The organism is Burkholderia sp. BKH01 (assembly GCF_025685725.1).
Lineage (GTDB): Bacteria > Pseudomonadota > Gammaproteobacteria > Burkholderiales > Burkholderiaceae > Burkholderia > Burkholderia pyrrocinia_C.
Genome location: NZ_JAOTQT010000022.1, coordinates 84599 through 106731, shown reverse-complemented (window position 1 = coordinate 106731; position 22133 = coordinate 84599). Strand labels below are relative to the sequence as shown.

Annotated in this window: 18 protein-coding genes; 12 read left to right on the top strand and 6 right to left on the bottom strand. The window is 69.0% G+C overall.

Features of this window, described 5'->3' with window-relative positions; genetic code table 11:
- Window positions 1–28: 28 nt before the first annotated feature.
- Window positions 29–1681, bottom strand: a complete 1653-nt coding sequence (locus OEJ37_RS26485; protein ID WP_263347093.1) for an acyl-CoA dehydrogenase family protein — start codon at window positions 1679–1681, stop codon at window positions 29–31.
- Window positions 1682–1802: 121 nt separating this feature from the next.
- On the opposite strand from OEJ37_RS26485, the gene OEJ37_RS26480 reads away from it, so the two are divergent.
- From OEJ37_RS26480 to OEJ37_RS26465, 4 genes are all read left to right on the top strand, one after another.
- A complete protein-coding gene (locus OEJ37_RS26480) occupies window positions 1803–2471 on the top strand; it encodes a TetR/AcrR family transcriptional regulator (protein ID WP_263347092.1) in 669 nt (222 codons plus the stop codon).
- Between the two features lie 211 nt (window positions 2472–2682).
- On the top strand, window positions 2683–3837 hold the full coding sequence (locus tag OEJ37_RS26475; RefSeq protein WP_263347091.1) for a pyridoxal phosphate-dependent aminotransferase: 1155 nt from the start codon (window positions 2683–2685) through the stop codon (window positions 3835–3837).
- 52 nt (window positions 3838–3889) lie between these two features.
- The gene (locus OEJ37_RS26470) at window positions 3890–4678 is read left to right on the top strand and encodes an ABC transporter substrate-binding protein (protein ID WP_175947385.1); all 789 of its coding nucleotides are present in this window, start codon (window positions 3890–3892) and stop codon (window positions 4676–4678) included.
- A 15-nt stretch (window positions 4679–4693) separates the two neighbouring features.
- The gene (locus tag OEJ37_RS26465) at window positions 4694–6124 is read left to right on the top strand and encodes an FAD-binding oxidoreductase (RefSeq protein WP_263347089.1); all 1431 of its coding nucleotides are present in this window, start codon (window positions 4694–4696) and stop codon (window positions 6122–6124) included.
- Window positions 6125–6169: 45 nt separating this feature from the next.
- Here the strand turns inward: OEJ37_RS26465 and OEJ37_RS26460 are convergent, their stop codons facing one another.
- Together OEJ37_RS26460 and cadR are read right to left on the bottom strand one after the other, a co-directional pair.
- Window positions 6170–6742, bottom strand: coding sequence for a PadR family transcriptional regulator (locus OEJ37_RS26460; protein ID WP_263347087.1), 573 nt, complete (start codon window positions 6740–6742; stop codon window positions 6170–6172).
- 68 nt (window positions 6743–6810) lie between these two features.
- A complete protein-coding gene (gene cadR, locus OEJ37_RS26455) occupies window positions 6811–7242 on the bottom strand; it encodes a Cd(II)/Pb(II)-responsive transcriptional regulator (RefSeq protein ID WP_152860574.1) in 432 nt (143 codons plus the stop codon).
- Window positions 7243–7323: 81 nt separating this feature from the next.
- Here cadR and OEJ37_RS26450 point away from each other — a divergent pair, with 81 nt between their 5' ends.
- The gene (locus OEJ37_RS26450; protein WP_263347083.1) at window positions 7324–9714 is read left to right on the top strand and encodes a heavy metal translocating P-type ATPase; all 2391 of its coding nucleotides are present in this window, start codon (window positions 7324–7326) and stop codon (window positions 9712–9714) included.
- 10 nt (window positions 9715–9724) lie between these two features.
- Window positions 9725–10099 carry a zinc ribbon domain-containing protein gene (locus OEJ37_RS26445; protein ID WP_263347080.1) on the top strand — a complete coding sequence of 125 codons (375 nt, stop codon included), beginning with the start codon at window positions 9725–9727 and terminating at the stop codon, window positions 10097–10099.
- Window positions 10100–10293: 194 nt separating this feature from the next.
- On the opposite strand, the gene OEJ37_RS26440 is transcribed toward OEJ37_RS26445, so the two are convergent.
- Complete coding sequence (locus OEJ37_RS26440) at window positions 10294–11172, bottom strand: GyrI-like domain-containing protein (RefSeq protein ID WP_263347078.1); 879 nt, start codon at window positions 11170–11172, stop codon at window positions 10294–10296.
- Between the two features lie 275 nt (window positions 11173–11447).
- Here OEJ37_RS26440 and OEJ37_RS26435 point away from each other — a divergent pair, with 275 nt between their 5' ends.
- From OEJ37_RS26435 to eutC, 4 genes are all read left to right on the top strand, one after another.
- Window positions 11448–12911, top strand: a complete 1464-nt coding sequence (locus tag OEJ37_RS26435) for a mechanosensitive ion channel (protein WP_175920702.1) — start codon at window positions 11448–11450, stop codon at window positions 12909–12911.
- 186 nt (window positions 12912–13097) lie between these two features.
- Window positions 13098–14510, top strand: coding sequence for an ethanolamine permease (eat, locus tag OEJ37_RS26430; protein WP_263347072.1), 1413 nt, complete (start codon window positions 13098–13100; stop codon window positions 14508–14510).
- A 95-nt stretch (window positions 14511–14605) separates the two neighbouring features.
- Window positions 14606–16003, top strand: a complete 1398-nt coding sequence (locus OEJ37_RS26425; protein ID WP_263347069.1) for an ethanolamine ammonia-lyase subunit EutB — start codon at window positions 14606–14608, stop codon at window positions 16001–16003.
- Window positions 16000–16794, top strand: a complete 795-nt coding sequence (eutC, locus tag OEJ37_RS26420; RefSeq protein ID WP_263347067.1) for an ethanolamine ammonia-lyase subunit EutC — start codon at window positions 16000–16002, stop codon at window positions 16792–16794. Before OEJ37_RS26425 ends, eutC begins: the two co-directional genes overlap by 4 nt.
- A 30-nt stretch (window positions 16795–16824) precedes the next feature.
- Here eutC and OEJ37_RS26415 read toward each other — a convergent pair whose 3' ends face one another.
- Window positions 16825–17709 (bottom strand): LysR family transcriptional regulator, encoded by an 885-nt coding sequence (locus OEJ37_RS26415; protein WP_174418286.1) that lies wholly within the window; start codon window positions 17707–17709, stop codon window positions 16825–16827.
- Window positions 17710–17864: 155 nt separating this feature from the next.
- Here OEJ37_RS26415 and OEJ37_RS26410 point away from each other — a divergent pair, with 155 nt between their 5' ends.
- Entirely contained in the window at window positions 17865–19478 is a 1614-nt protein-coding gene (locus OEJ37_RS26410) for an MFS transporter (RefSeq protein ID WP_263347062.1), read from the top strand.
- A 99-nt stretch (window positions 19479–19577) separates the two neighbouring features.
- On the opposite strand, the gene OEJ37_RS26405 is transcribed toward OEJ37_RS26410, so the two are convergent.
- A complete protein-coding gene (locus tag OEJ37_RS26405; protein WP_263347060.1) occupies window positions 19578–20006 on the bottom strand; it encodes a pyridoxamine 5'-phosphate oxidase family protein in 429 nt (142 codons plus the stop codon).
- A 335-nt stretch (window positions 20007–20341) separates the two neighbouring features.
- On the opposite strand from OEJ37_RS26405, the gene OEJ37_RS26400 reads away from it, so the two are divergent.
- The gene (locus OEJ37_RS26400) at window positions 20342–21868 is read left to right on the top strand and encodes an aldehyde dehydrogenase family protein (RefSeq protein ID WP_152862457.1); all 1527 of its coding nucleotides are present in this window, start codon (window positions 20342–20344) and stop codon (window positions 21866–21868) included.
- Window positions 21869–22133: the final 265 nt, after the last annotated feature.

Genomic DNA, 22133 nt, shown 5'->3' with positions numbered 1-22133 from the left:
AAGGCGAACTCAGGCGAACGAACCGGCGTCAGGCCGGGTACGCGCGCTGCAGCAGCGCGGCGACGTCGATCGCGTGCGGATCGAAGCCGCCTGCGATGCGGCCCCAGTCGGGCGCGGCGAGCCGCGTCGCGACGAACGCGTCGGCGACGGCCGCCGGCGCATCGCGGCGCAGCAGGCACGCCTGCGCGGCGATCGCGAGCCGCTGCGCGAACACGCGACCCGACGCCTCGAGCGTGTCGGCAGGCGCGGCGAGCATCGCGCGCAGCGCGTCGAGCGCCGCGCGGATGCGCGGTTCGCCCGCACCGAGGGCGGCGAGTTCGGCGAACAGCGCGTCGGCCGCGTCGGGCTCGCGCGACACCGCGCGCAGCACGTCGAGGCACATCACGTTGCCGGAGCCTTCCCAGATCGAGTTGACGGGCGCCTCGCGGAACAGCCGCGCGATCGGGCCGTCGTCGACATAACCGTTGCCGCCGAACACTTCCATCACCTCGCCGGTCAGCTCGACCGCGCGCTTGCAGACCCAGAATTTCGCGGCGGGCGTGACGATCCGCTTCCACGCGCGCTCGAGCGGCGAGTCGTCGCGCTCGAACGCGTCGGCGAGACGCATCGCGAGCGCGAGTGCCGCCTCGCTTTCGAGCGCGAGATCGGCGAGCACGGTGCGCATCAGCGGCTGCTCGGCGAGCGCGCGGCCGAACGCGTGGCGCTGGCGCGTGTACGCGATCGCCTGCACGACGCCCTGGCGCAGCATCGCCGCGCTGCCGAGCACGCAGTTCAGCCGCGTGTAGGTGGCCATCTCGATGATGGTCGGGATGCCGCGGCCTTCGTCGCCGAGCATGATGCCCCACGCGTCGTTCAGCTCGATCTCGCTGCTCGAGTTGCTGCGGTTGCCGACCTTGTTCTTCAGCCGCAGGATCTCGACCGCGTTCTTCGTGCCGTCCGGCCGCCAGCGCGGCACGTAGAAGCACGACGGGCTGCCGCCTTCGGTGTGCGCGACGACGAGGTGCGCATCGCACATCGGCGCGGAGAAGAACCACTTGTGGCCGCGCAGCAGGTATTCGCCGCCGCGCCCGCCCGTGCCGACGGGCGTGGCGAGCGTCGTGTTCGCGCGCACGTCGGAGCCGCCCTGTTTCTCAGTCATCCCCATGCCGAACCAGATCGAGCGCTTGTCGGCGACCGGCACGTCGCGCGGATCGTAGTCATCGCTGTAGAGCTTGTCGCGCAGCAGGTTCCACAGCGCGGGCTCCTTCTGCAGCACGGGAATCGCGGCCTGCGTCATCGTCGCCGGGCACAGCGTGCCGGCCTCGATCTGGCCGTGCAGGTAGAAGCCGGCGGCGGTTGCGGCCCAGCGGCCGCGGCGTGTATCGCGGAACGCGAGCGACACGAAGCCTTCGTGGCGGTACTGGCCGAGCAGTGCGTGCCACGCCGGGTGGAAATCGACGCGGTCGATGCGCCGGCCGCGCCGGTCGAACGCGTTCAACTCCGGCGGGTGCTGGTTCGCTGCGTCGGCGAGTTGCGCGGTGTCGGCGCTGCCGAGCCGCGCGCCGTACGCGTCGAGCTGCGGCACGGCCCAGTCGGCGCCCGCGCGGGCGAGCGCGTCGCGCAGCGCGACGTCCGTCGCGAAGAGGTTATAGTCGACCAGTTCGTCGAACTGGTTCGTGACGGCGTGAGTCGATTCGGTCATCGAGGTTGTCTCCGGTCTCATGCTTCGCGGGCGGTTGGCGTCATGCAACACGGGTGGCGCTTCGGCGCTGGTTCCGGCTCGCGGTAAAACGCATTCCCTGCTGAATTCCAGAGTAGCAAATATGCCGCCGCGACATGTTCAGGTTCCGGCGCCGCCCGGCCAGCCGGCGGCGCAACCCGCGCCCGCGTTGCGCCGCCGGCCGCGCCAGTCGCGCGCGCAGGCGAGCTCCGACGCGCTGCAGCAGGCGTTCGTTCAGCTTTTGCTCGAACTCGGCTACGCGAAGGCGACGATCCGCGAGATCGCGGCCGTCGCGGGCGTCAGCATCGGCACTTTCTACGAGTATTTCGGCGACAAGCAGAGCCTCGCGGCGCTCTGCATCCACCGGCACGTGCTGGCGATGGCCGATCGGCTGCGCGATGCGGCAGAGCGGCTGCGCGCCGCGCCGCGGGCCGAACTCGCCGTGGCGCTCGTCGATCTGCAGGTCGACGCGATCGGCGCCGACGCGGCGCTGTGGGGTGCGCTCTTCGCGCTGGAGCGGCAGGTGTCGCCGCTCGCCGCATACCGCCGGCATTACGACGCGTATGTCGCACTGTGGCGCGACGCGCTCGCGCACGCGGCCGATCCGCCGCCGGCCGCGCGGCTCGACGGGCTCGCAAGGATGGCGCACACGCTCTGCTACGGCGGCCTCTCGCAGGCGTTGCTGACGCTCGGGCCGGCGCTCGACTTCGCCGCGTTGCGCGGCGAGCTGCGGGCCGTGCTGCTCGCATATCTGGCGGCGGCGGACGCGTAGCATCCCCTACGGGTAATGCCTGATTTGCATATCGGGCCGGCAGCTTAGCCTTGCCGCTGCGTGCTTCAAACCGTGAGCCATGAGGAAAATGCATGGCCTCCATGACGAACTTTCGATTGTCCGCCGATATTGGCTGGGGCTAAATCATGCGGCAGATGCAGGGCCGCGCGCGTTGCGCGGGCCAGCCCGAAGGACATCAGAAGGAGGATTCATGCGAAGCGCCACCGCGCCCCGTTCGAAACTGCCCGACGTCGGCACGACGATCTTCACGGTGATCGGCCAGCTTGCCGCGCAACACGATGCGTTGAACCTGTCGCAGGGCGCGCCGAATTTCGCGCCCGATCCGGCGCTCGTCGAAGGCGTCGCGCGCGCGATGCGCGACGGGCACAACCAATACTCGCCGATGGCCGGCGTGATGGCGCTGCGCGAGCGGCTCGCCGAAAAGACCGAGGCGCTGTACGGCGCGCGCTACGACCCGGCGACCGAGATCACGGTGATCGCGAGCGCGAGCGAAGGGCTGTACGCGGCGATCAGCGCGCTCGTGCATCCGGGCGACGAGGTGATCTATTTCGAGCCGTCGTTCGACAGCTATGCGCCGATCTTGCGGCTGCAGGGCGCGACGCCGGTCGCGATCAAGCTGTCGCCCGAGCATTTCCGCGTGAACTGGGACGAGGTGGCCGCGGCGATCACGCCGCGCACGCGGATGATCATCGTGAACACGCCGCACAACCCGACCGCGACGGTGTTCTCCGCGGACGATCTCGAGCGGCTCGCGCAACTCACGCGCGACACCGGCATCGTGATCCTGTCCGACGAGGTCTACGAGCACGTGGTATTCGACGGCGCGCTGCACCAGAGCGTGGCGCGCCACCGCGAGCTGGCCGAGCGCAGCGTGATCGTGTCGTCGTTCGGCAAGTCGTTCCATGTGACCGGCTGGCGGGTCGGTCATTGTCTCGCGCCGGCCGAGCTGATGGACGAGATCCGCAAGGTGCACCAGTTCATGGTGTTCGCGGCCGACACGCCGATGCAGGTCGCGTTCGCGGAGATCCTCGCGCGGCCGGACAGCTATCTCGGCCTGTCGGCGTTCTACCAGGCCAAGCGCGACCTGCTTGCGCGCGAGCTGGCCGATTCGCGTTTCGAGCTGCTGCCGAGCGAAGGCTCGTTCTTCATGCTCGCGCGCTTCCGGCACTTCTCGGACGAAAGCGACAGCGATTTCGTGCTGCGCCTGATCCGCGACGCGCGCGTCGCGACGATTCCGCTGTCGGCGTTCTATACCGACGGCACCGACGCCGGCGTGATCCGGCTCAGTTTTTCGAAGGACGACGCGACGCTGGTCGAAGGCGCGCGGCGGCTGCGTTCGCTGTAAGTAAGGAAACCGGCGACGGGGACGTCGCATCGACCAGACCCAGGAGATCACGATGAAGCACACGGCAACCCTGAAACTCGCATTCGCACTCGCGTGCGCAATCGGCTCCGGCGCGGCGCTCGCCGACGCGCAGACGCTGCGCTTCGGCCTCGAGGCGCAATACCCGCCGTTCGAATCGAAAGCGCCGAACGGCGACCTGCAGGGCTTCGACATCGACGTCGGCAATGCCGTCTGCCAGATGGCGAAGCTGTCGTGCAAATGGGTCGAGACGTCGTTCGACGGCCTGATTCCCGCGCTGAAGGGCCGCAAGTTCGACGCGATCAATTCGGCGATGAACGCGACCGAGCAGCGGCGCCAGGCGATCGACTTCACGACGATCATCTATCGCGTGCCGACCCAGCTGATCGCGCGCACCGGCAGCGGCCTGCTACCGACGCCCGAATCGCTGAAGGGCAAGCGCGTCGGCGTGCTGCAGGCGTCGATCCAGGAGACCTTCGCGAAGGCGCACTGGGAACCGGCCGGCGTCGCGGTCGTCGCGTACCAGGACCAGAACCAGGCGTATGCGGACCTCGTGGCGGGCCGCCTCGATGCGACGCTGGTGCTCGCACCGTCCGGCCAGCGCGGCTTCCTGTCGCGCCCGGACGGCAAGGGCTTCTCGTTCGTCGGCCAGGCCGTGCATGACGACCGGATTCTCGGCAGCGGCATCGCATTCGGCCTGCGCAAGGGCGACGACGCGCTGAAGGCGAAGCTCGACGCGGCGATCGACAAGCTGAAGGCGGACGGCACGGTGAAGTCGCTCGGCCTGAAGTATTTCGGCGATATCGACATCTCGACGAAGTAAGCGTGGGCGCGCGCGATGCAGAACCCGAACCCGGCCGCCGCGGGCGGCGAACAGGGCGGCGCGCCGCTGTCGGACGATGCGCTCGATGCCGTGCTCGTCGCCGAACTGGGCGACGCGCTCGTCACGCGCGCGGCCGACATCGATCCGCGCTACTTCACCGCGTACAACGAGCCGGCCGGTGTGCGGCCGCGTGCGCTGGTGCGCCCCCGCAGCGTCGACGACGTGTCGCGCACGCTCGCGCTGTGCGCGGGGCTCGGCCGGCCGGTCGTGCCGCAAGGCGGGTTGACGGGGCTCGCACGCGGCGCGGTCGCGCTCGGCGGCGAGGTGGTGTTGTCGATGGAACGCTTCGCGGGCATCGAAGCGCTCGACGCGGCGGCCGGCACGATGACCGTGCGCGCCGGGACGCCGCTGCAGACGGTGCAGGAAGCCGCCGAAGCGGCGGGCTTTACGTTCGGCGTCGATCTCGGCGCGCGCGGCTCGTGCCAGATCGGCGGCATGCTCGCGACCAATGCGGGCGGCACGCGCGCGATCCGCTACGGGATGATGCGCGAGCAGGTGCTCGGGCTCGAGGCCGTGCTCGCGGACGGCACCGTCGTGTCGTCGATGAACCGCATGCTGAAGAACAACGCGGGCTACGACCTGAAGCAGTTGTTCATCGGCAGCGAGGGGACGCTCGGCGTCGTCACGCGCGCCGTGCTGCGGCTGCACCCGTTGCTCGCCGCGCCGGCCACCGCGCTCTGCCGCGTGCGCGATTACGACGCGGTGGTCGGCTTGTGGAACCGCGTGCGCACGCTGCCGGAGGTCGTCAGCTTCGAGGCGATGTGGCCGGCGTTCTACGACTACGTCGCGTGCCATACGCCGGGCGTCACTGCGCCGTTCGCAGGTGACGGCGGTTTCGCGGTGCTGATCGAATGCGCGACGAGCGCGCCGGGCGGCGATGCGCATCAAGCGCTGGAAACCGGCCTCGCGGCGGGGATCGACGCAGGGCTCGTGGACGATGCGGTGCTCGCGACGTCGGAGCGGCAGGCGCGCGACCTGTGGACGCTGCGCGAAGGCCTCGCGATCGATGCGCTGCCGCAACTCGTCAACTTCGACGTGAGTTTGCCGACGGGCGAGCTCGGCGCGTTCGCCGAGCGCTGCGAGGCGGCGTTGCGCTCGCGCTGGCCGGAGCTCACGTGCCTGTTCTTCGGCCATGTCGGCGACGGCAACGTGCATATCGGCGTGTCACTGGCCGGGATGACCGACGCGGACGCCGATGCGCTCGATCACTGCGTGTACGCGGTGGTGCGGGACATGAGCGGCTCGGTGTCGGCCGAGCACGGGATCGGGGTGCTCAAGCGTCCTTATCTCGCGCACACGCGCAGCGACGCGGAAATCGGGCTGATGCGACGCCTGAAGGCCGCGCTGGACCCGCGCGGCATCCTGAATCCCGGCAAGGTGCTTTGATCGGGCAGATTCCCGTTGCTGGCGGGAATCTGCCTTCGTTACTGGTCAGCCATCCACCCAGCGCAGCGCGCCGATCTTCAGGTGTTCGACGACGCTGCGCGCCCAGTCGAGCTCCGCATTGAGCAGCACGAGCGCGTGCTCGTTCTGCAGCAGGAACAGGCGCGGCACCTGGTCGGCCTGCGCGCCGTTGCGCAGCGCTTCCAGGCGCTCGCGCTCGGCGTCGAGCCGGGCAATCCGAAGTTCGAGCTGGTGCCGCGCGTCTTCGGCATCGAGCAGCGGCAGGAACGCGAGGCCGGCGCCGAACGCCGGAAATTCACGCGCGGGTTCCGCGAGCAGCGCGTGCAGCCACCCCTGGCCGGCCGTGTGCCCGGCTTCGGTCAGCGCATACAGCGTGCGCTCGGGGAAAGCTCCGTCGCGCTCGGTGTCGTGCACGGCGATCAGCCCGTCGCGCAGCAGCCGGTCGATCGTCTGGTAGAGGCTCGTGCGCTGCCGCACGTTGACGACTTCGTCGTACCCGCGGGCCTTCAGTTGCTGCAGCATCCCGTACGGATGCATCGGCGTTTCGGTGAGCGTCGCGAGGACGGCCAGCGCGAGCGGGGACGGGCGACTCGTTGACATGAATAGTTATGATATATCTAGTAAGAATATAACTATTCTCAACCAGACTATCTTATTTCACAAGGGTTTCAGCCGAGGTGCGAGCGCTTCGCGGCCGGCGCGACGGTTTCCATCGTCGCGAGACCGTGCACGATCCCGCAATCCTCGACCGAATGTTCGCCGACACACTGGCGGCGCAATTCGGTGAGCTGGTCGCGCAGATGCGTGAGTTCCGCGAGGCGCGCGTCGACGTGTCCGATGTGGTCGTCGAGCAGCGAATTGATCGAATCGCAGCGGTCGGCCGGCGTGTCGGTGAGCTGCAGCAGCGTGCGAATCTCGTCGTGCGCCATGTCGAGCGCGCGGCAGTTGCGGATGAAGCGCAGCCGTTCCACGTGCACATCGGTGTAATTGCGGTAGTTCGCGTCGGTGCGCTCCGCGTCCGGCATCAGCCCCTCTTTCTCGTAGAAACGGATCGTCTCGGGCGTGCAGCGGGCCGCTTTGGCCAGTTCGCCAATCTTCATGCCTTTCTCCCGTGTAAGGGTTGACCTTGTAGTGGCTTCAGGGTGTTAACTCTACACCGTCAAGCCACAAAGGAGGTTGTCATGACCGACGCCCAGCGTACCCACGACCCACGACACCGCCATGCCGGCGGCGCCGATACGTGCTGCGCCGACGCGCGCGACGCGCACGCGGCGACCGTTGCCAACGCGGCGCCGGCGGCCGGCGAGCACGCGCACGGCGACGCCGCATCGCGCGGCCACGACCACGACCACGACCACGCGGCCGGCGACTGCTGCGCGCCTGCCGCGCTGACGCTCGCGCCGCTGCCGGTCGCGCAGGCGACCGCGTCGGGCCACGTGCGCTCCGCGTTCCGGATCATGCAGATGGACTGCCCGACCGAGGAAACGCTGATCCGCAAGAAGCTCGGCGGGATGAGCGAAGTGTCGGCGCTCGAATTCAACCTGATGCAGCGGATGCTGACCGTCGAGCACGTGCCGGGTGCCCAGCCGGCGATCGAAGGCGCGATCCGCACGCTCGGGATGACGCCCGAGGCCGCATCGGCCGGCGCACCCGCGGCGCGCGTCGCCGATGCGCCCCCGAAACATTGGTGGCCGCTGGCGCTGGCGGGCGTCGCCGCGATCGCGTCCGAGGGGGCGACCTGGGCCGGCCTGCCCGTGTGGCTGTCGGCGGCGCTCGCGCTCGCGGCGGTGCTCGCGTGCGGGCTCACCACGTACAAGAAGGGCTGGATCGCGATTCGCAACGGCAACCTGAACATCAACGCACTGATGAGCATCGCGGTGACGGGCGCGATGGCGATCGGCCAGTGGCCGGAAGCCGCGATGGTGATGGTGCTGTTCACGATCGCCGAGCTGATCGAGGCGAAGTCGCTCGACCGCGCGCGCAATGCGATCCAGGGCCTGATGCAGCTCGCGCCGGACACCGCGACCGTGCAGGATGCCGACGGGTCGTGGCGCACGATCGAGGCCGCGCAGGTCGCGCTCGGCGCCGTCGTGCGCGTGAAGCCGGGCGAGCGGATCGGGCTGGACGGGGAAGTCGTCGCGGGTCGCTCGACGGTCAACCAGGCGCCGATCACCGGCGAGAGCCTGCCTGTCGAAAAGATGGCCGGCGACGCCGTGTACGCGGGCACGATCAACGAATCGGGTTCGTTCGAATACCGCGTGACGGCCGTCGCGGCCAACTCGACGCTCGCGCGGATCATCCACGCGGTCGAGGAGGCGCAGGGCGCGAAGGCGCCGACGCAGCGCTTCGTCGACCAGTTCGCGCGGGTCTACACGCCGATCGTGTTCGCGGTCGCGCTGCTGGTCGCGGTGGTGCCGCCGCTCGTGATGGGCGGCGCATGGCACGACTGGATCTACCGCGCACTGGTGCTGCTCGTGATCGCGTGCCCGTGCGCACTGGTGATCTCGACACCGGTGACGATCGTGTCGGGGCTCGCGGCCGCCGCGCGGCGCGGGATTCTCGTGAAGGGTGGCGTCTATCTGGAGGAAGGGCGCAAGCTCGCGTGGCTCGCACTCGACAAGACCGGCACGATCACGCACGGCAAGCCGGTGCAGACCGACTTCGACGTGCATGCGGCCGACGTCGATGCCGAGCGTGTCCGGCACCTCGGTGCGAGCCTTGCCGCGCGCTCGGATCACCCGGTGTCGCAGGCGATCGCGGCTGCGGCGCGCGATGCCGGAACGGCGGCGTTCGCCGATGTGCAGGACTTCGAAGCGCTGGTCGGGCGCGGCGTGCGCGGCACGATCGACGGCGCGCGCTACTGGCTCGGCAACCACCGGCTCGTCGAGGAGCTCGAGCGCTGCTCGCCGGCCCTCGAAACGAAGCTCGATGCGCTCGAGCGGCAGGGCAAGAGCGTCGTGGTGCTGGTCGACGACGCGCGCGTGCTCGGCATCTTCGCGGTGGCCGATACGATCAAGGACACGAGCCGCGACGCGATCGCCGACCTGCACGCGCTCGGCATCCGCACCGCGATGCTGACGGGCGACAACCCGCACACCGCGCAAGCCATCGCACAGCAGGCCGGCATCGACGACGCGCGCGGCAACCAGTTGCCCGAAGACAAGCTCGCGGCGGTCGAGGAGCTGTCGGCCGGCGGCGCGGGCGCGGTCGGGATGGTCGGCGACGGGATCAACGACGCGCCGGCGCTCGCACGCGCGGACATCGGTTTCGCGATGGGCGCGATGGGCACCGACACGGCGATCGAGACGGCCGACGTCGCGCTGATGGACGACGACCTGCGCAAGATTCCCGCGTTCGTGCGGCTGTCGCGTGCGACGCATCGCGTGCTGGTGCAGAACATCGGCTTCGCGCTCGGTGTGAAGATCGTGTTCCTCGGCCTCACGGTCGCGGGGCTCGGCACGATGTGGATGGCGGTATTCGCGGATGCGGGTGCGAGCCTGATCGTCGTCGCCAACGGCTTGCGGCTGCTGTCGTCCTCAGGGGCGTTCGGCGGCGCGCAGGCCACGCGTTGAGGAGCGTGCGATGAGTTTTCTGAAACGGATACTGGGTGGGCACGGCGGTGGGCACGGCAGCGGGCACGGCAACAGCAGTAGCGGTGGCGGTGGCGGTGGCAGTGGCGGGCATCACCGCGGGCAGCGCCGGGACGGGCACGATGGCCATGATGCGCGCGGTCGCGATCGTCACGGCTGGGGCTGGCAGGCGCCGGCCGATGGTCAAGGCGGCAACGGGCCGCTGAGCCAGCTCGCCTGCGCGGGCTGCGGCGCGCTCAACGCGGCGGATGCGCGCTTCTGCGCGCAGTGCGGTACGGCGCAACGAGGGAGGGCTTGCAGCCGCTGCCACGCGGCGCTGGCCGCCGATGCGCGCTTCTGTCCGGGCTGCGGGACACAGGCTGGCTAACGCACAATCGCCGGCCTGGTTGCCCGCATCAGAATCGCCGCCGACGGCATGGCGCCGCAACGGGCGTCGCCCTGGAACAGTGCGCCGGCTGGCCCCAGCACCCCAGCGCCCCAGCGCCCCAGCGCACCAGCGCACCAGCGCACCAGCGCACCAGCGCACCAGCGCACCAGCGCACCACCACCCCGGTCCTTCGATCAGCGCAGCGGCAGGTAAATCTCGGTGCGCAGGTCGGCCGGCGCCGCGTCCATCGGCGTGTTGAGGTACAGCTCGAACGGCGGCGCGTCGGCGGCTTCGCGGCCCGAGTGACGCAGCCAGTCGCCGTAGAGCCACTGGTAGGCCGTCTTCAGGTCCGCATACGGCCCCGTATGCAGCAGCACCGCGTATTCGCCGCCCGCTACCGTCGCACGTTCGACGGGCGGCACGGGCTCGACGTCCGGCGCACCGTCGGCCGGCATGAAACAGGCCTTCGCGCGCAACTGCGCTTCCGGCGTCGTGTCCGGATCGTCGTAGAAAATGCCGATCATCTTCGCACCCGGGCCGATCAGCCCATGTTGCCCGACCCACGCGCCGATCCGCGCGAACGCGTCGCCGACCTTCAGGTACGCGCCCGTGTGCGCCACCGCGTAGCCGCGCAGTTCCGGCAGGCGCCGAATCTCGACTTCATGCTTGAACATGTCTTCCTCTCCTCTTTGTAGCGGATAGATAGGCCGGTGGACGCCCGTGCGCCGGTGCTGCGTGGGCGGCACGCCGTATGCGTCGCGAAACGCCCGTGCGAACGCGTGCGTCGAACCGTAGCCCGCGCGCCGCGCGATCTCGTCGAGCGGCCGCGCCGTGCAGACGAGATCCTCGGACGCACGCACGATCCGCATCCGCCGCACCGTCAGCACGATCGACTCGCCGTACAGCGCGCGATAGACGCGCTGCCAGTGATACGGCGACAGGCACGCGACTTCGGCGAGCCGGTTCAGGTCGAGCGGGCCGTCGAGGTGCGCGCGGATGTATTCGTGGACGCGCGCCACGCTGGCCGCATAGCGGATCCACGCGGGTTTGTCGGTTTTCGTTTCGACTGTCATCGGCGTGCCCGGGCAAGAACCGACGCCACGGTAGCACGGCCCGAATGGATAAATCTTGCGGAAATGCGTAGCGGCCGATAAATCCGCCCCTTTTTATTTGCCGAAATGGGGTCTTGTCCCCCTGCGATCTATGACTAAAGTTAAAGACGGTGAAATCGGGTGAAGGCGTCATTTTTCTCGGGTAAGTTGCTCAAGCGGCAACCCACGCCATTCGAAGTACGCAGGTAGTTCGTCGATGTTCAATCGCAACGCCACGTTTTTCGGGAGAACAAGAAATGGATGCTTCCAGCTTCATCACGTCGCTGCAGACCACGCTAGGCGGATATCTGCCGAAGATCGCCGGCGCGATCGGCATCCTGGTGATCGGCTGGCTGATCGCGGTGGTGGCGCGGGCCGGCGCGCTGCGCCTGCTCGGCGCGCTGAAGGTCGATCAGCGGATCAACGAAAGCACCGGCCAGGGCGCGTACGTCGAGCGGATCATCGCCGGCGGCCTGTTCTGGCTCGTGCTGCTCGTCACCGCGGTGGGCATCTTCAACGTGCTCAACCTGTACGCGGTCTCCAATCCGTTCTCGCTGCTCGTCACGCACATCGTCAACTACCTGCCGAACCTGATCGGCGGCGCGGCGCTGACGCTGATCGCGTGGCTGATCGCGTCGCTGCTGCGCAGCCTCGCGAACCGCGCGCTGAAGGCGAGCAAGATCGACGACAAGCTGTCCGAAGGCGCGGGCATGCAGCCGATGAGCGGTTATCTCGGCGACGTGCTGTTCTGGCTCGTGATCCTGATGTTCCTGCCGGCCATCCTCGCGTCGTTCGCGTTGTCGGGCCTGCTGTCGCCGGTGCAGGGGATGGTCGACAAGCTGCTCGCGATCGTGCCGAACCTGTTCGCGGCCGCGGTGATCGGCTTCGTCGGCTGGGTCGTCGCGCGCGTGCTGCGCGGCCTCGTGACGAACCTGCTCGTCGCCGCCGGCGCGGACCGCCTCACGCAGCGACTCGACAGCCCGACGCCGGTGCGCGTGTCGAGCCTGATCGGCACGATCGTCTACGTGTTCGTGTTCGTGCCGACGCTGATCTCCGCGCTCGACGCGCTGAAGATCGACGCGATCTCGGGCCCGGCGACCAACATGCTGAACCAGTTCCTCGGCGCGGTGCCGGACATCGTCGCGGCGATCGTGATCGTGCTCGTCACGTTCTATTTCGCGCGCTTCGTCGCATCGCTCGCGCAGAAGCTGCTGGAAGCCGCCGGCGCCGACGGGCTGCCGGCCGTGCTCGGCGTCGAGCGCGTGTTCTCGGGGATCCTGCAGCCGTCGGTGCTGGTCGCGCGGCTGATCGTGTTCTTCGCGATGCTGTTCGCGTCGGTCGAAGCCGCGAACCGGCTCGGTTTCTCGCAGGTGCGCGACGTCGTCACGCTGTTCATCGAATTCGGCGGCCATGTGCTGATGGGCGGCGTGATCCTCGTGATCGGCGTGTGGCTCGCGGGCCTCGCGCGCCGCGTGATCGAGCAGGCCGATCGCGAGCACAGCGTGCTGTTCGCGCGCATCGCGCAATTCGCGATCCTCGGCCTCGTGTTCGCGATGGGGCTGCGCGCGATGGGCATCGCGAACGAGATCGTCCAGCTCGCGTTCGGCCTCGTGCTCGGCGCGATCGCGGTGGCCGTCGCGCTGTCGTTCGGCCTCGGCGGCCGCGAAGCGGCCGGCAAGCTGCTCGACCGCTGGTTCAACCAGCGCAGCGGCGGCCAGTAAGCGTGGGGGACCCGGCCGCTTCGTGCGGCCGGATGGCGCTCGCAACGACCGCGGTTGGCGTTTCCGTCAGCGAAATGTCAGCCGCGATCTTTGCCGAATTTCGATAACACGTCGTTTAATGACTCTCTAGCATCGATTCTCAGTCGCGCAGGCCGTCAGGCCCGGCGCATTTGAGGAGAGAGTCCGATGAAAGCAGAGTCGAATGGCCGGCCCGCCGCCGGCGCCAAGTCGTCCGGCCAGCCCGCGCTGCAGCAGACGCTCGGGACCTGGCAACTGTGGGGCATCGCGGTCGGCCTCGTGATTTCCGGCGAATACTTCGGCTGGAGCTACGGCTGGGCGAGCGCCGGTACGCTGGGCTTCGTCGTCACCGCGTTGTTCGTCGCGGCGATGTACACGACCTTCATCTTCAGTTTCACCGAGTTGACGACGTCGATCCCGCACGCGGGCGGCCCGTTCGCGTATGCACGCCGCGCATTCGGCCCGACGGGCGGTTATCTCGCCGGCGCCGCGACGCTCGTCGAGTTCGTGTTTGCACCACCCGCGATCGCGCTCGCGATCGGCGCGTACCTGCACGTGCAGTTTCCGGGGCTCGAACCGAAACACGCGGCGATGGGCGCGTATCTCGTGTTCATGGCGCTGAACATCGTCGGCGTGCAGATCGCCGCGACGTTCGAGCTCGTCGTCACGCTGTTCGCGATCTTCGAGCTGCTGGTGTTCATGGGCGTCGTGTCGCCGGGCTTCGCGTGGAGCAACTTCATGAAGGGCGGCTGGTCGGGCGCCGATCATTTCAGCGTCGGCGCATTCCACGGGATGTTCGCGGCGATCCCGTTCGCGATCTGGTTCTTCCTCGCAATCGAAGGCGTCGCGATGGCCGCCGAGGAAGCGAAGAACCCGAAGCGCTCGATTCCGATCGCCTACGTGGCCGGGATCCTGACCCTCGTCGCGCTCGCGATCGGCGTGATGGTGTTCGCCGGCGGCGCGGGCGACTGGACCAAGCTCGCGAACATCAACGACCCGCTGCCGCAGGCGATGAAGTACATCGTCGGCGCGAACAGCGGCTGGATGCACATGCTCGTGTGGCTGGGGCTGTTCGGTCTGGTCGCGTCGTTCCACGGGATCATCCTCGGCTATTCGCGCCAGATCTTCGCGCTGGCCCGCGAAGGCTACCTGCCGGAGTGGCTCGGGAAGGTGCATCCGCGCTTCAAGACCCCGCATCGCGCGATTCTCGCGGGCGGCGTGGTCGGCATCGCGGCGATCTACAGCGACGAGCTGATCCAGTTCGGCGGGCAGACGCTGACCGCGAATATCGTGACGATGTCGGTGTTCGGCGCGATCGTGATGTATATCGTGAGCATGGCGTCGCTGTTCAAGCTGCGCCGCTCGCAGCCGAACATGGCGCGGCCGTTCCGCGCGCCGCTGTACCCGATCTTCCCGGCATTCGCGATTCTTGCGGCGCTCGTCTGTCTCGGTACGATGGTGTACTTCAACGGGCTGGTCGCGCTGGTGTTCGTCGGCTTCCTCGCGGCGGGCTACGCGTACTTCCTCGCGACCCGTTCGCAGCGCGCGAGCGCGCCCGGCGACGCGCTGCTGGAGGAGTGAGCATGGCGAAGGTGAACGGCCGTTCCTGACGGCATCCGGCGCGCCCCGTCGAACGGGCGCGCCGTCGGCTTTTGGCAAGGAAGGAGACTCGCACGATGTCCTACACGGAGACGATCGGTCCGCGCACGTACCGCTTCGCGGACCTGAAGACGCTGCTCGCGAAGGCGAGCCCGCTGCGTTCCGGCGACCAGCTCGCCGGCGTCGCGGCGGCGAGCGAGGAGGAGCGCGTCGCTGCGAAGATCGCGCTCGCGGGCGTGCCGCTGAAGGCGTTCCTGAACGAAGCGGTGATCCCGTACGAAGAAGACGAGGTCACGCGCCTGATCGTCGACGATCACGACGCTGCCGCGTTCGCGGAAATCTCGCATCTCACCGTCGGCGATTTCCGCAACTGGCTGCTGTCGCCCGCGGCCGACGGCGCGGCGCTCGAACGGATCGCGCCGGGCCTCACGCCCGAGATGGTCGCGGCCGTATCGAAGCTGATGCGCAACCAGGACCTGATCGCGGCCGCGCGCAAGCGCCGCGTGGTCACGCGCTTTCGCAACACGGTCGGGCTCGCCGGCCGGATGTCGGTGCGGCTGCAGCCGAACCACCCGACCGACGACGTGAAGGGGATCGCCGCATCGATGCTCGACGGGCTGATGTACGGCTGCGGCGACGCGATGATCGGCATCAACCCGGCGACCGACAGCCTCGCGGCGATCGTGAAGCTGCTCGCGATGATCGACGGGTTCCGCGAACGCTACGGCGTGCCGACGCAGTCGTGCGTGCTCACGCACGTGACCAACACGATCGCGGCGATCGAGAAGGGCGCGCCGGTCGATCTCGTGTTCCAGTCGATCGCGGGCACCGAGAAGGCGAACGCGAGCTTCGGGATCTCGCTCGCGCTGCTCGGCGAGGCGCGCGAGGCCGCGCTGTCGCTGAAGCGCGGCACCGTCGGCAACAATCTCATGTACTTCGAGACGGGCCAGGGCAGCGCGTTGTCGGCGAACGCGCATCACGGCGTCGACCAGCAGACCTGCGAAGTGCGCGCGTATGCCGTTGCGCGCAAGTTCGAGCCGTTCCTCGTGAACACGGTGGTCGGCTTCATCGGGCCCGAATACCTGTACGACGGCAAGCAGATCATCCGCGCGGGGCTCGAGGATCACTTCTGCGGCAAGCTGCTCGGCGTGCCGATGGGCTGCGACATCTGCTACACGAACCACGCGGAAGCCGACCAGGACGACATGGATACCTTGCTGACGCTGCTGGGCGCGGCCGGCATCAACTTCATCATGGGGATTCCGGGCGCGGACGACGTGATGCTGAACTACCAGAGCACGTCGTTCCACGACCAGCTCTACGTGCGCGAGGTGCTCGGCCTGCGTCGCGCGCCGGAGTTCGAGGAGTGGCTGGAGACGATGGAGATCGCCGATGCGCACGGCGCGCTGCGCGCCGCGTCGGCCCGCGTGCCGCTTCTGGCCGGCGCGAACGACTGGATGGGGTTGTCAGCATGAGCGATGCCGTCGAAAAGAATCCGTGGGGCCAGCTGAAGGCGTTCACGAACGCGCGGATCGCGCTCGGCCGCGCGGGCAACAGCCTGCCGACCGCGCCGCTGCTGGCCTTCAACCTGTCGCATGCGCAGGCGCGCGACGCCGTGCACCAGCCGCTCGACGCCGATGCGCTGCGGCGCGAGATCGAGGCGGCCGGCCTGCTGCCGACGCTCGGCGTGCAGAGCGCCGCGCCGGACCGCGACCACTATCTGCGCCGGCCCGATCTCGGTCGCAAGCTGTCGGACGACAGCCGCGGGCTGCTGGCCGGTTACGGCGCGGCGCTCGACGATGCGCCCGACGTCGTGTTCGTGGTCGGCGACGGGCTGTCGGCGTTCGCGGCCGCGAAGCAGGCGCTGCCGCTGCTGCAGGCCGTGCGGCCTCGGCTCGACGCGGACGGTTGGCGGATCGGCCCGGTGGTGGTCGCGAAGCAGGCGCGCGTCGCGCTCGGCGACGAGATCGGCGAGCTGTTGCGCGCGAAGGTGGTTGCGATGCTGATCGGCGAACGGCCGGGGCTCAGCTCGCCGGACAGCCTCGGCGTGTATCTGACGTGGGCGCCGAAGGTCGGCTGCCACGACGCGCTGCGCAACTGCATCTCGAACGTGCGGCCCGAAGGGCTGCCGCACGCGGCCGCCGCGCACAAGCTGCATTACCTGATGACGCATGCGCGCAGGCTCCAGCTGACGGGCGTCGGGCTGAAGGACGACAGCGACGCGCTGCTGCCGCCGGCGCAAGCGGAGCGGATCGGCGCGGCGTGACAGCGCGCTGCGCGACTGCGTGCGGGGAGGCTACCTGAACAGCCGCTCGCACAGGAAATCGACGAACACGCGCAGCTTCGGCGACAACTGCCGGCTCGACGGCCACACGATCGAGAACTGCCCCGGCGCGATCCGGTAGTCGTCGAGCACGGTCACGAGCGTGCCGTGTTCGAGTGCGTCGCGCGCGAGGAAATCGGGCATGTAGCCGATGCCGAGCCCCGCGAGCACGGTGCCGCGCAGCGCTTCCATGTTGTTGCAGGTCATCGCGGTGCGCAGCTTCAGCGGCGTGCCGTCGTCGGCCGCGAGCGCCCAGTCCTGCAGCTTGCCGGTGGTCGGGAAGCAGTAGCGCACGCACTCGTGCGCTTCGAGATCGCGCGGCGTGCGCGGCGTGCCGGCCTGCGCGAGATACGCGGGCGTTGCGCACAGCACGAATGCGAACGGGCCGAGCCGCCGCGACATCAGGCTCGAATCCGACAGCGGGCCGCTGCGGATCACCGCATCGAAGCCGCCTTCGACGACGTCGACCATCCGGTCGTTGAAATCGAGATCGAGCTCGACGTCCGGATAACGCTGCCGGAACTCGGGCAGCACCGGCAGCAGGAAGCGGTAGCCGATCACCGGCAGGCTCACGCGCAGCTTGCCGCGCGGGCGCTGCGCCGATGCCGTCACGGTCGCTTCCGCATCGCGGAAATCCTCGAGGATCCGCTGGCAGCGTTCGTAGAAATGCCGCCCCTCTTCAGTGAGCGTGACGCGCCGCGTCGTGCGGTTGAACAGGCGCACGCCGAGCGACTGCTCGAGTTTCGCGATCGTCTTGCCGACCGCCGACGCCGAGATGCCGAGCGCGCGGCCGGCCGCGACGAAGCTCAGCGCTTCGGCGGTGCGGACGAAGGCGACGATGCCGGTCAGGTTTTCCATCGAATCTAGGTGCGTGCGCCGACGGGCGCTGTCGATTGAATTGCGGAATTCTAGTCCGTTATATCTGGAACTTCGCGTGGTTTTTCGCGGATTGAATCGGATTTATCTTCTGTCGCTCTGGCGGCGCATCCGCGCCGGCTTTTCGAGGAGCGATGATGGATCACCCGTTTTCAGCCGTATCGGCGGTTTCGGCGCGCCGGCGCGCATGGGTGCTGGCCGCCGTCTGCATGGCCGCCGTCGCGCTGCCGCTGTCGTTTTCGGGCGGCGCGGTCGCGACGCCGGCGATCGGCCGCGACCTGCATGGCGGCACGGTCGCGATGAACTGGATCACCAACGCATTCATGCTCGCGTTCGGCAGCTTCCTGATGGCGGCCGGCGCGCTGGCCGACCAGTTCGGCCGCAAGCGGCTGTTCGCGCTCGGTGTCGGCGGTTTCACGCTGATGTCGGTTGCGCTCGCGTTCGCGCCGTCGATGCTCGCGGTCGACCTGCTGCGCGCCGCGCAAGGGCTCGCGGCGGCCGCGGCGCTCGCGGGCGGCACGGCCGCGCTCGCGCAGGAGTTCGACGGCGCGGCGCGCACGCGGGCGTTCAGCCTGCTCGGTACGACCTTCGGCATCGGGCTCGCATTCGGGCCCGTGCTGGCCGGCGGCCTGATCGGGCACTACGGCTGGCGCGCGATCTTCGTCACGAGCGCGGTGGCCGGCGTGCTGTCGCTCGCGTTCGGGCTGCCGCGCATGCGCGAGTCGCGCGACCCGCATGCGACGGGGCTCGACTGGCCCGGCACGGCCGCATTCACGGCCGCGCTGACGCTCTTCACGTTCGGCGTGATCGAGGCGCCCGCGCGCGGCTGGACCAGCGCACTCGTGATCGTGCTGCTGGCCGGCGCGGCGCTCGGCGCGTGCGCATTCGTGACGATCGAGACGCGCGTCGCGCGGCCGATGCTCGACCTGTCGCTGTTCCGCATCGCGCGCTTCGTCGGCGTGCAGGTGCTGCCGGTGTCGACCTGCTGCTGCTACATCGTGCTGCTCGTCGTGCTGCCGCTGCGCTTCATCGGCATCGACGGCTTCAGCGAGATCGACGCCGGCTGGCTGATGCTCGCGATCTCCGCGCCGATGCTCGTCGTGCCGTTCGCCGCGGCGACGCTCACGCGCTGGCTGTCGGCCGGCGTGATCTCGGCGCTCGGGCTGCTGGTCGCGGCCGGCGGTCTCGTGTGGCTGGGTGAAGCGCTGCGCGGCGGCGCGGGGCCGGCGGCGATCGCGCCGATGCTCGCGATCGGTGTCGGCGCCGGGATGCCGTGGGGGCTGATGGACGGGCTGTCGGTGAGCGTCGTGCCGAAGGAGCGCGCAGGAATGGCGACGGGGATCTTCAGCACGACGCGCGTGGCCGGCGAGGGGATCGCGCTCGCGATCGTCGGCGCGGTGCTGGCCGCGCTCGCGCAGGCGGGGTTGCGACAGGCGGCCGGTGCCGCCGGCACGCCCGACGCGACGCTGCGTGCGGCCGCGCGGCTCGCGACCGGCGATCTCGCGGGCGCGGCCGCTGCGTTGCCGGACGTCGGCCATGCGGCGCTGCTCGCGAGCTATACGCATGCGTTCGACCGGTTGCTGACCGGGCTGGCCGTCGTCACGGTGCTGTGCGCGGTGGTGGTGTTCGTGTTTCTCGGCGGGCGGGCGACGGCGGCTGAAGCGGACCACAACACGGACGGGCATGCGCCTGCCGACGCGCCCGCGCGCAGCCGGACCGAACCGGCTTGTGCGGAGACGCACGGGCGTTGAGCGTTGCGTTGTCGAGCATCGGCGTTCAGGTAATGGCAGCCGGCGCGCCGGCGCATTTCGTCACGAGCGCATCCGTACGCTGACGATCCGCCAATCGCATCACGCCAGCACGAGCGGCGGCAGCGCCGCATCTGCGCGCGCCTGCGCATGCGCCACCTCGATCACGACATAACGCCGCGCGTCGGGCCACAGATGCGCGCGGCTTTCCGCATCCTCGTCGATCGTCGCACGGCCCTGCACGAGCCAGGTCGTCTGGCGTACGAAATCGACGAACAGCAGCGCGATGGCCGGATTCACGAGCAGGTTGCCGATCGTGTTGAACAGGTTGTTGCCCGCGAAGTCGGGCAGCACGAGCGTGCGGCGGTCGGGGATGTCGACGAGCGGCTCGAACGAACCGTCGGCGCGCGGCTGGCGGCCGCGGTACGAGCAGTCGCTGTTACCCGCCGCGTCGGCGGTCGCGACGATCAGGAACACCTGCTCGCGGATGAACGCGACGGCGTCGTCGGTCAGGGGGGCCGGGTCGCTCATAGTGTCGGCCGGCGCGAACGCAGCCGCATGTGGATGGGATGCGCGATTCGCATGCAAGCGACATGCCACGCGTCGCGGCCCGCATGCCTGTGCGGTCCGGCACAGCCGCTGTGGAAATTCCGAACACCGGCCACGCCGCTGCACAGTCGCGGTGTTCCGAATCGACACACCCGCCGTGCTGCGTGTGTGAACACGGCACGGCGCGCACCCGGGCCGGCCGTGGTCGTCGTGCTTTCGTTCCGCTCCCGTCCGTTTGGCACGCATGTTGCGTAAACCGGTGCAGCGCGATCCAACCGGCGCTGTACTTACACAAGCACGATGAACAGGAGACATGTATGAACCCGTTTGACCTGAAACAACTGGGCCTCGACGTCGAATACCCGTACCGTCAGCAGTACGACAACTACATCGGCGGCAAGTGGGTGGCGCCGGTGAAGGGCGAGTATTTCGAGAACGTGTCGCCGATCAACGGCCAGCCGTTCTGCCGCATTCCGCGCTCGGGCGCCGACGATATCGAGCTGGCGCTGGACGCCGCGCATGCCGCGCGCCGCAAGTGGGGCAAGACGTCCGTGGCCGAGCGCGCGAACCTGCTGCTCGCCGCCGCCGACCGGATGGAAAAGAACCTGAAGCTGCTGGCCGTGGCCGAGACGATCGACAACGGCAAGCCGCTGCGCGAGACGATGGCGGCCGACCTGCCGCTCGCGGTCGACCACTTCCGCTACTTCGCGGGCTGCATCCGCGCGCAGGAAGGCGGCATCTCCGAAATCGACGACAACACCGTCGCGTACCACTTCCACGAGCCGCTCGGCGTCGTCGGCCAGATCATCCCGTGGAACTTCCCGCTGCTGATGGCCGCGTGGAAGCTCGCGCCCGCGCTCGCGGCCGGCTGCTGCGTCGTGATGAAGCCGGCCGAGCAGACGCCCGCATCGGTGCTGGTGCTGATGGAACTGATCGGCGACCTGTTCCCGGCCGGCACGATCAACATCGTGAACGGCTTCGGCAAGGAAGCGGGCGAAGCGCTCGCGACCAGCAAGCGGATCGCGAAGATCGCGTTCACGGGTTCGACGCCGGTCGGCAAGCACATCCTGCGCGCGGCGGCCGAGAGCCTGATCCCGTCGACGGTCGAACTGGGTGGCAAGAGCCCGAACATCTTCTTCGCCGACGTGCTCGATCAGGAAGACGCGTACCTCGACAAGGCGCTCGAAGGGCTCGCGATGTTCGCGCTGAACCAGGGCGAAGTGTGCACGTGCCCGTCGCGCATCCTGATCCAGGAATCGATCTACGAACGCTTCATCGAGAAGGCCGTCGCGCGCGTCGAGCGCATCAAGTCCGGCCACCCGCTCGACCTGCAGACGATGATCGGCGCGCAGGCGTCGCAACAGCAGCTCGACAAGATCCTGTCGTACATCGACATCGGCCGCGGCGAAGGCGCGCAATGCCTGACGGGCGGCGAACGCACGGCGCCGGCTGCCGAACTCGGCACGGGCTACTACGTGAAGCCGACGATGCTGCTCGGCAACAACAAGATGCGCGTGTTCCAGGAAGAGATCTTCGGGCCGGTCGCGTCGGTGATGACGTTCAAGGACGAGCAGGAAGCGATCGAACTCGCGAACGACACGTTCTACGGGCTCGGCGCGGGCGTGTGGACGCGCGACGGCACGCGTGCGTACCGGATGGGCCGCGAGATCGAGGCCGGCCGCGTATGGACCAACTGCTACCACCTGTACCCGGCGCACGCGGCGTTCGGTGGTTACAAGCAGTCGGGGATCGGTCGCGAGACGCACAAGATGGCGCTGTCGAACTATCAGCAGACGAAGTGCCTGCTGGTCAGCTACCAGGCCGAGGCGCTCGGGTTCTTCTGATCGCCAGGGCAGTGGCGAGCGCCAGGGACGGCCGGCAGAACAACGCCGGCCGGCGCGGTTGCCGGTGTTTGACGGCGACACGCGTGATGTGGGGGCTGCATTGAATGTTCGGCGGGCGGGCAACGGTTGCCCGACCGCCGAGCGGCTCACGCGCGGGGGCGATGCGCTGACTATCGGCCATCCGGTCACCCGGCACTTCGCCATTTTCGACTTCGATATCCGCCCCCCCGGCGCTGGCCGCGCATCGTCGCGGCCAACGCCGGAA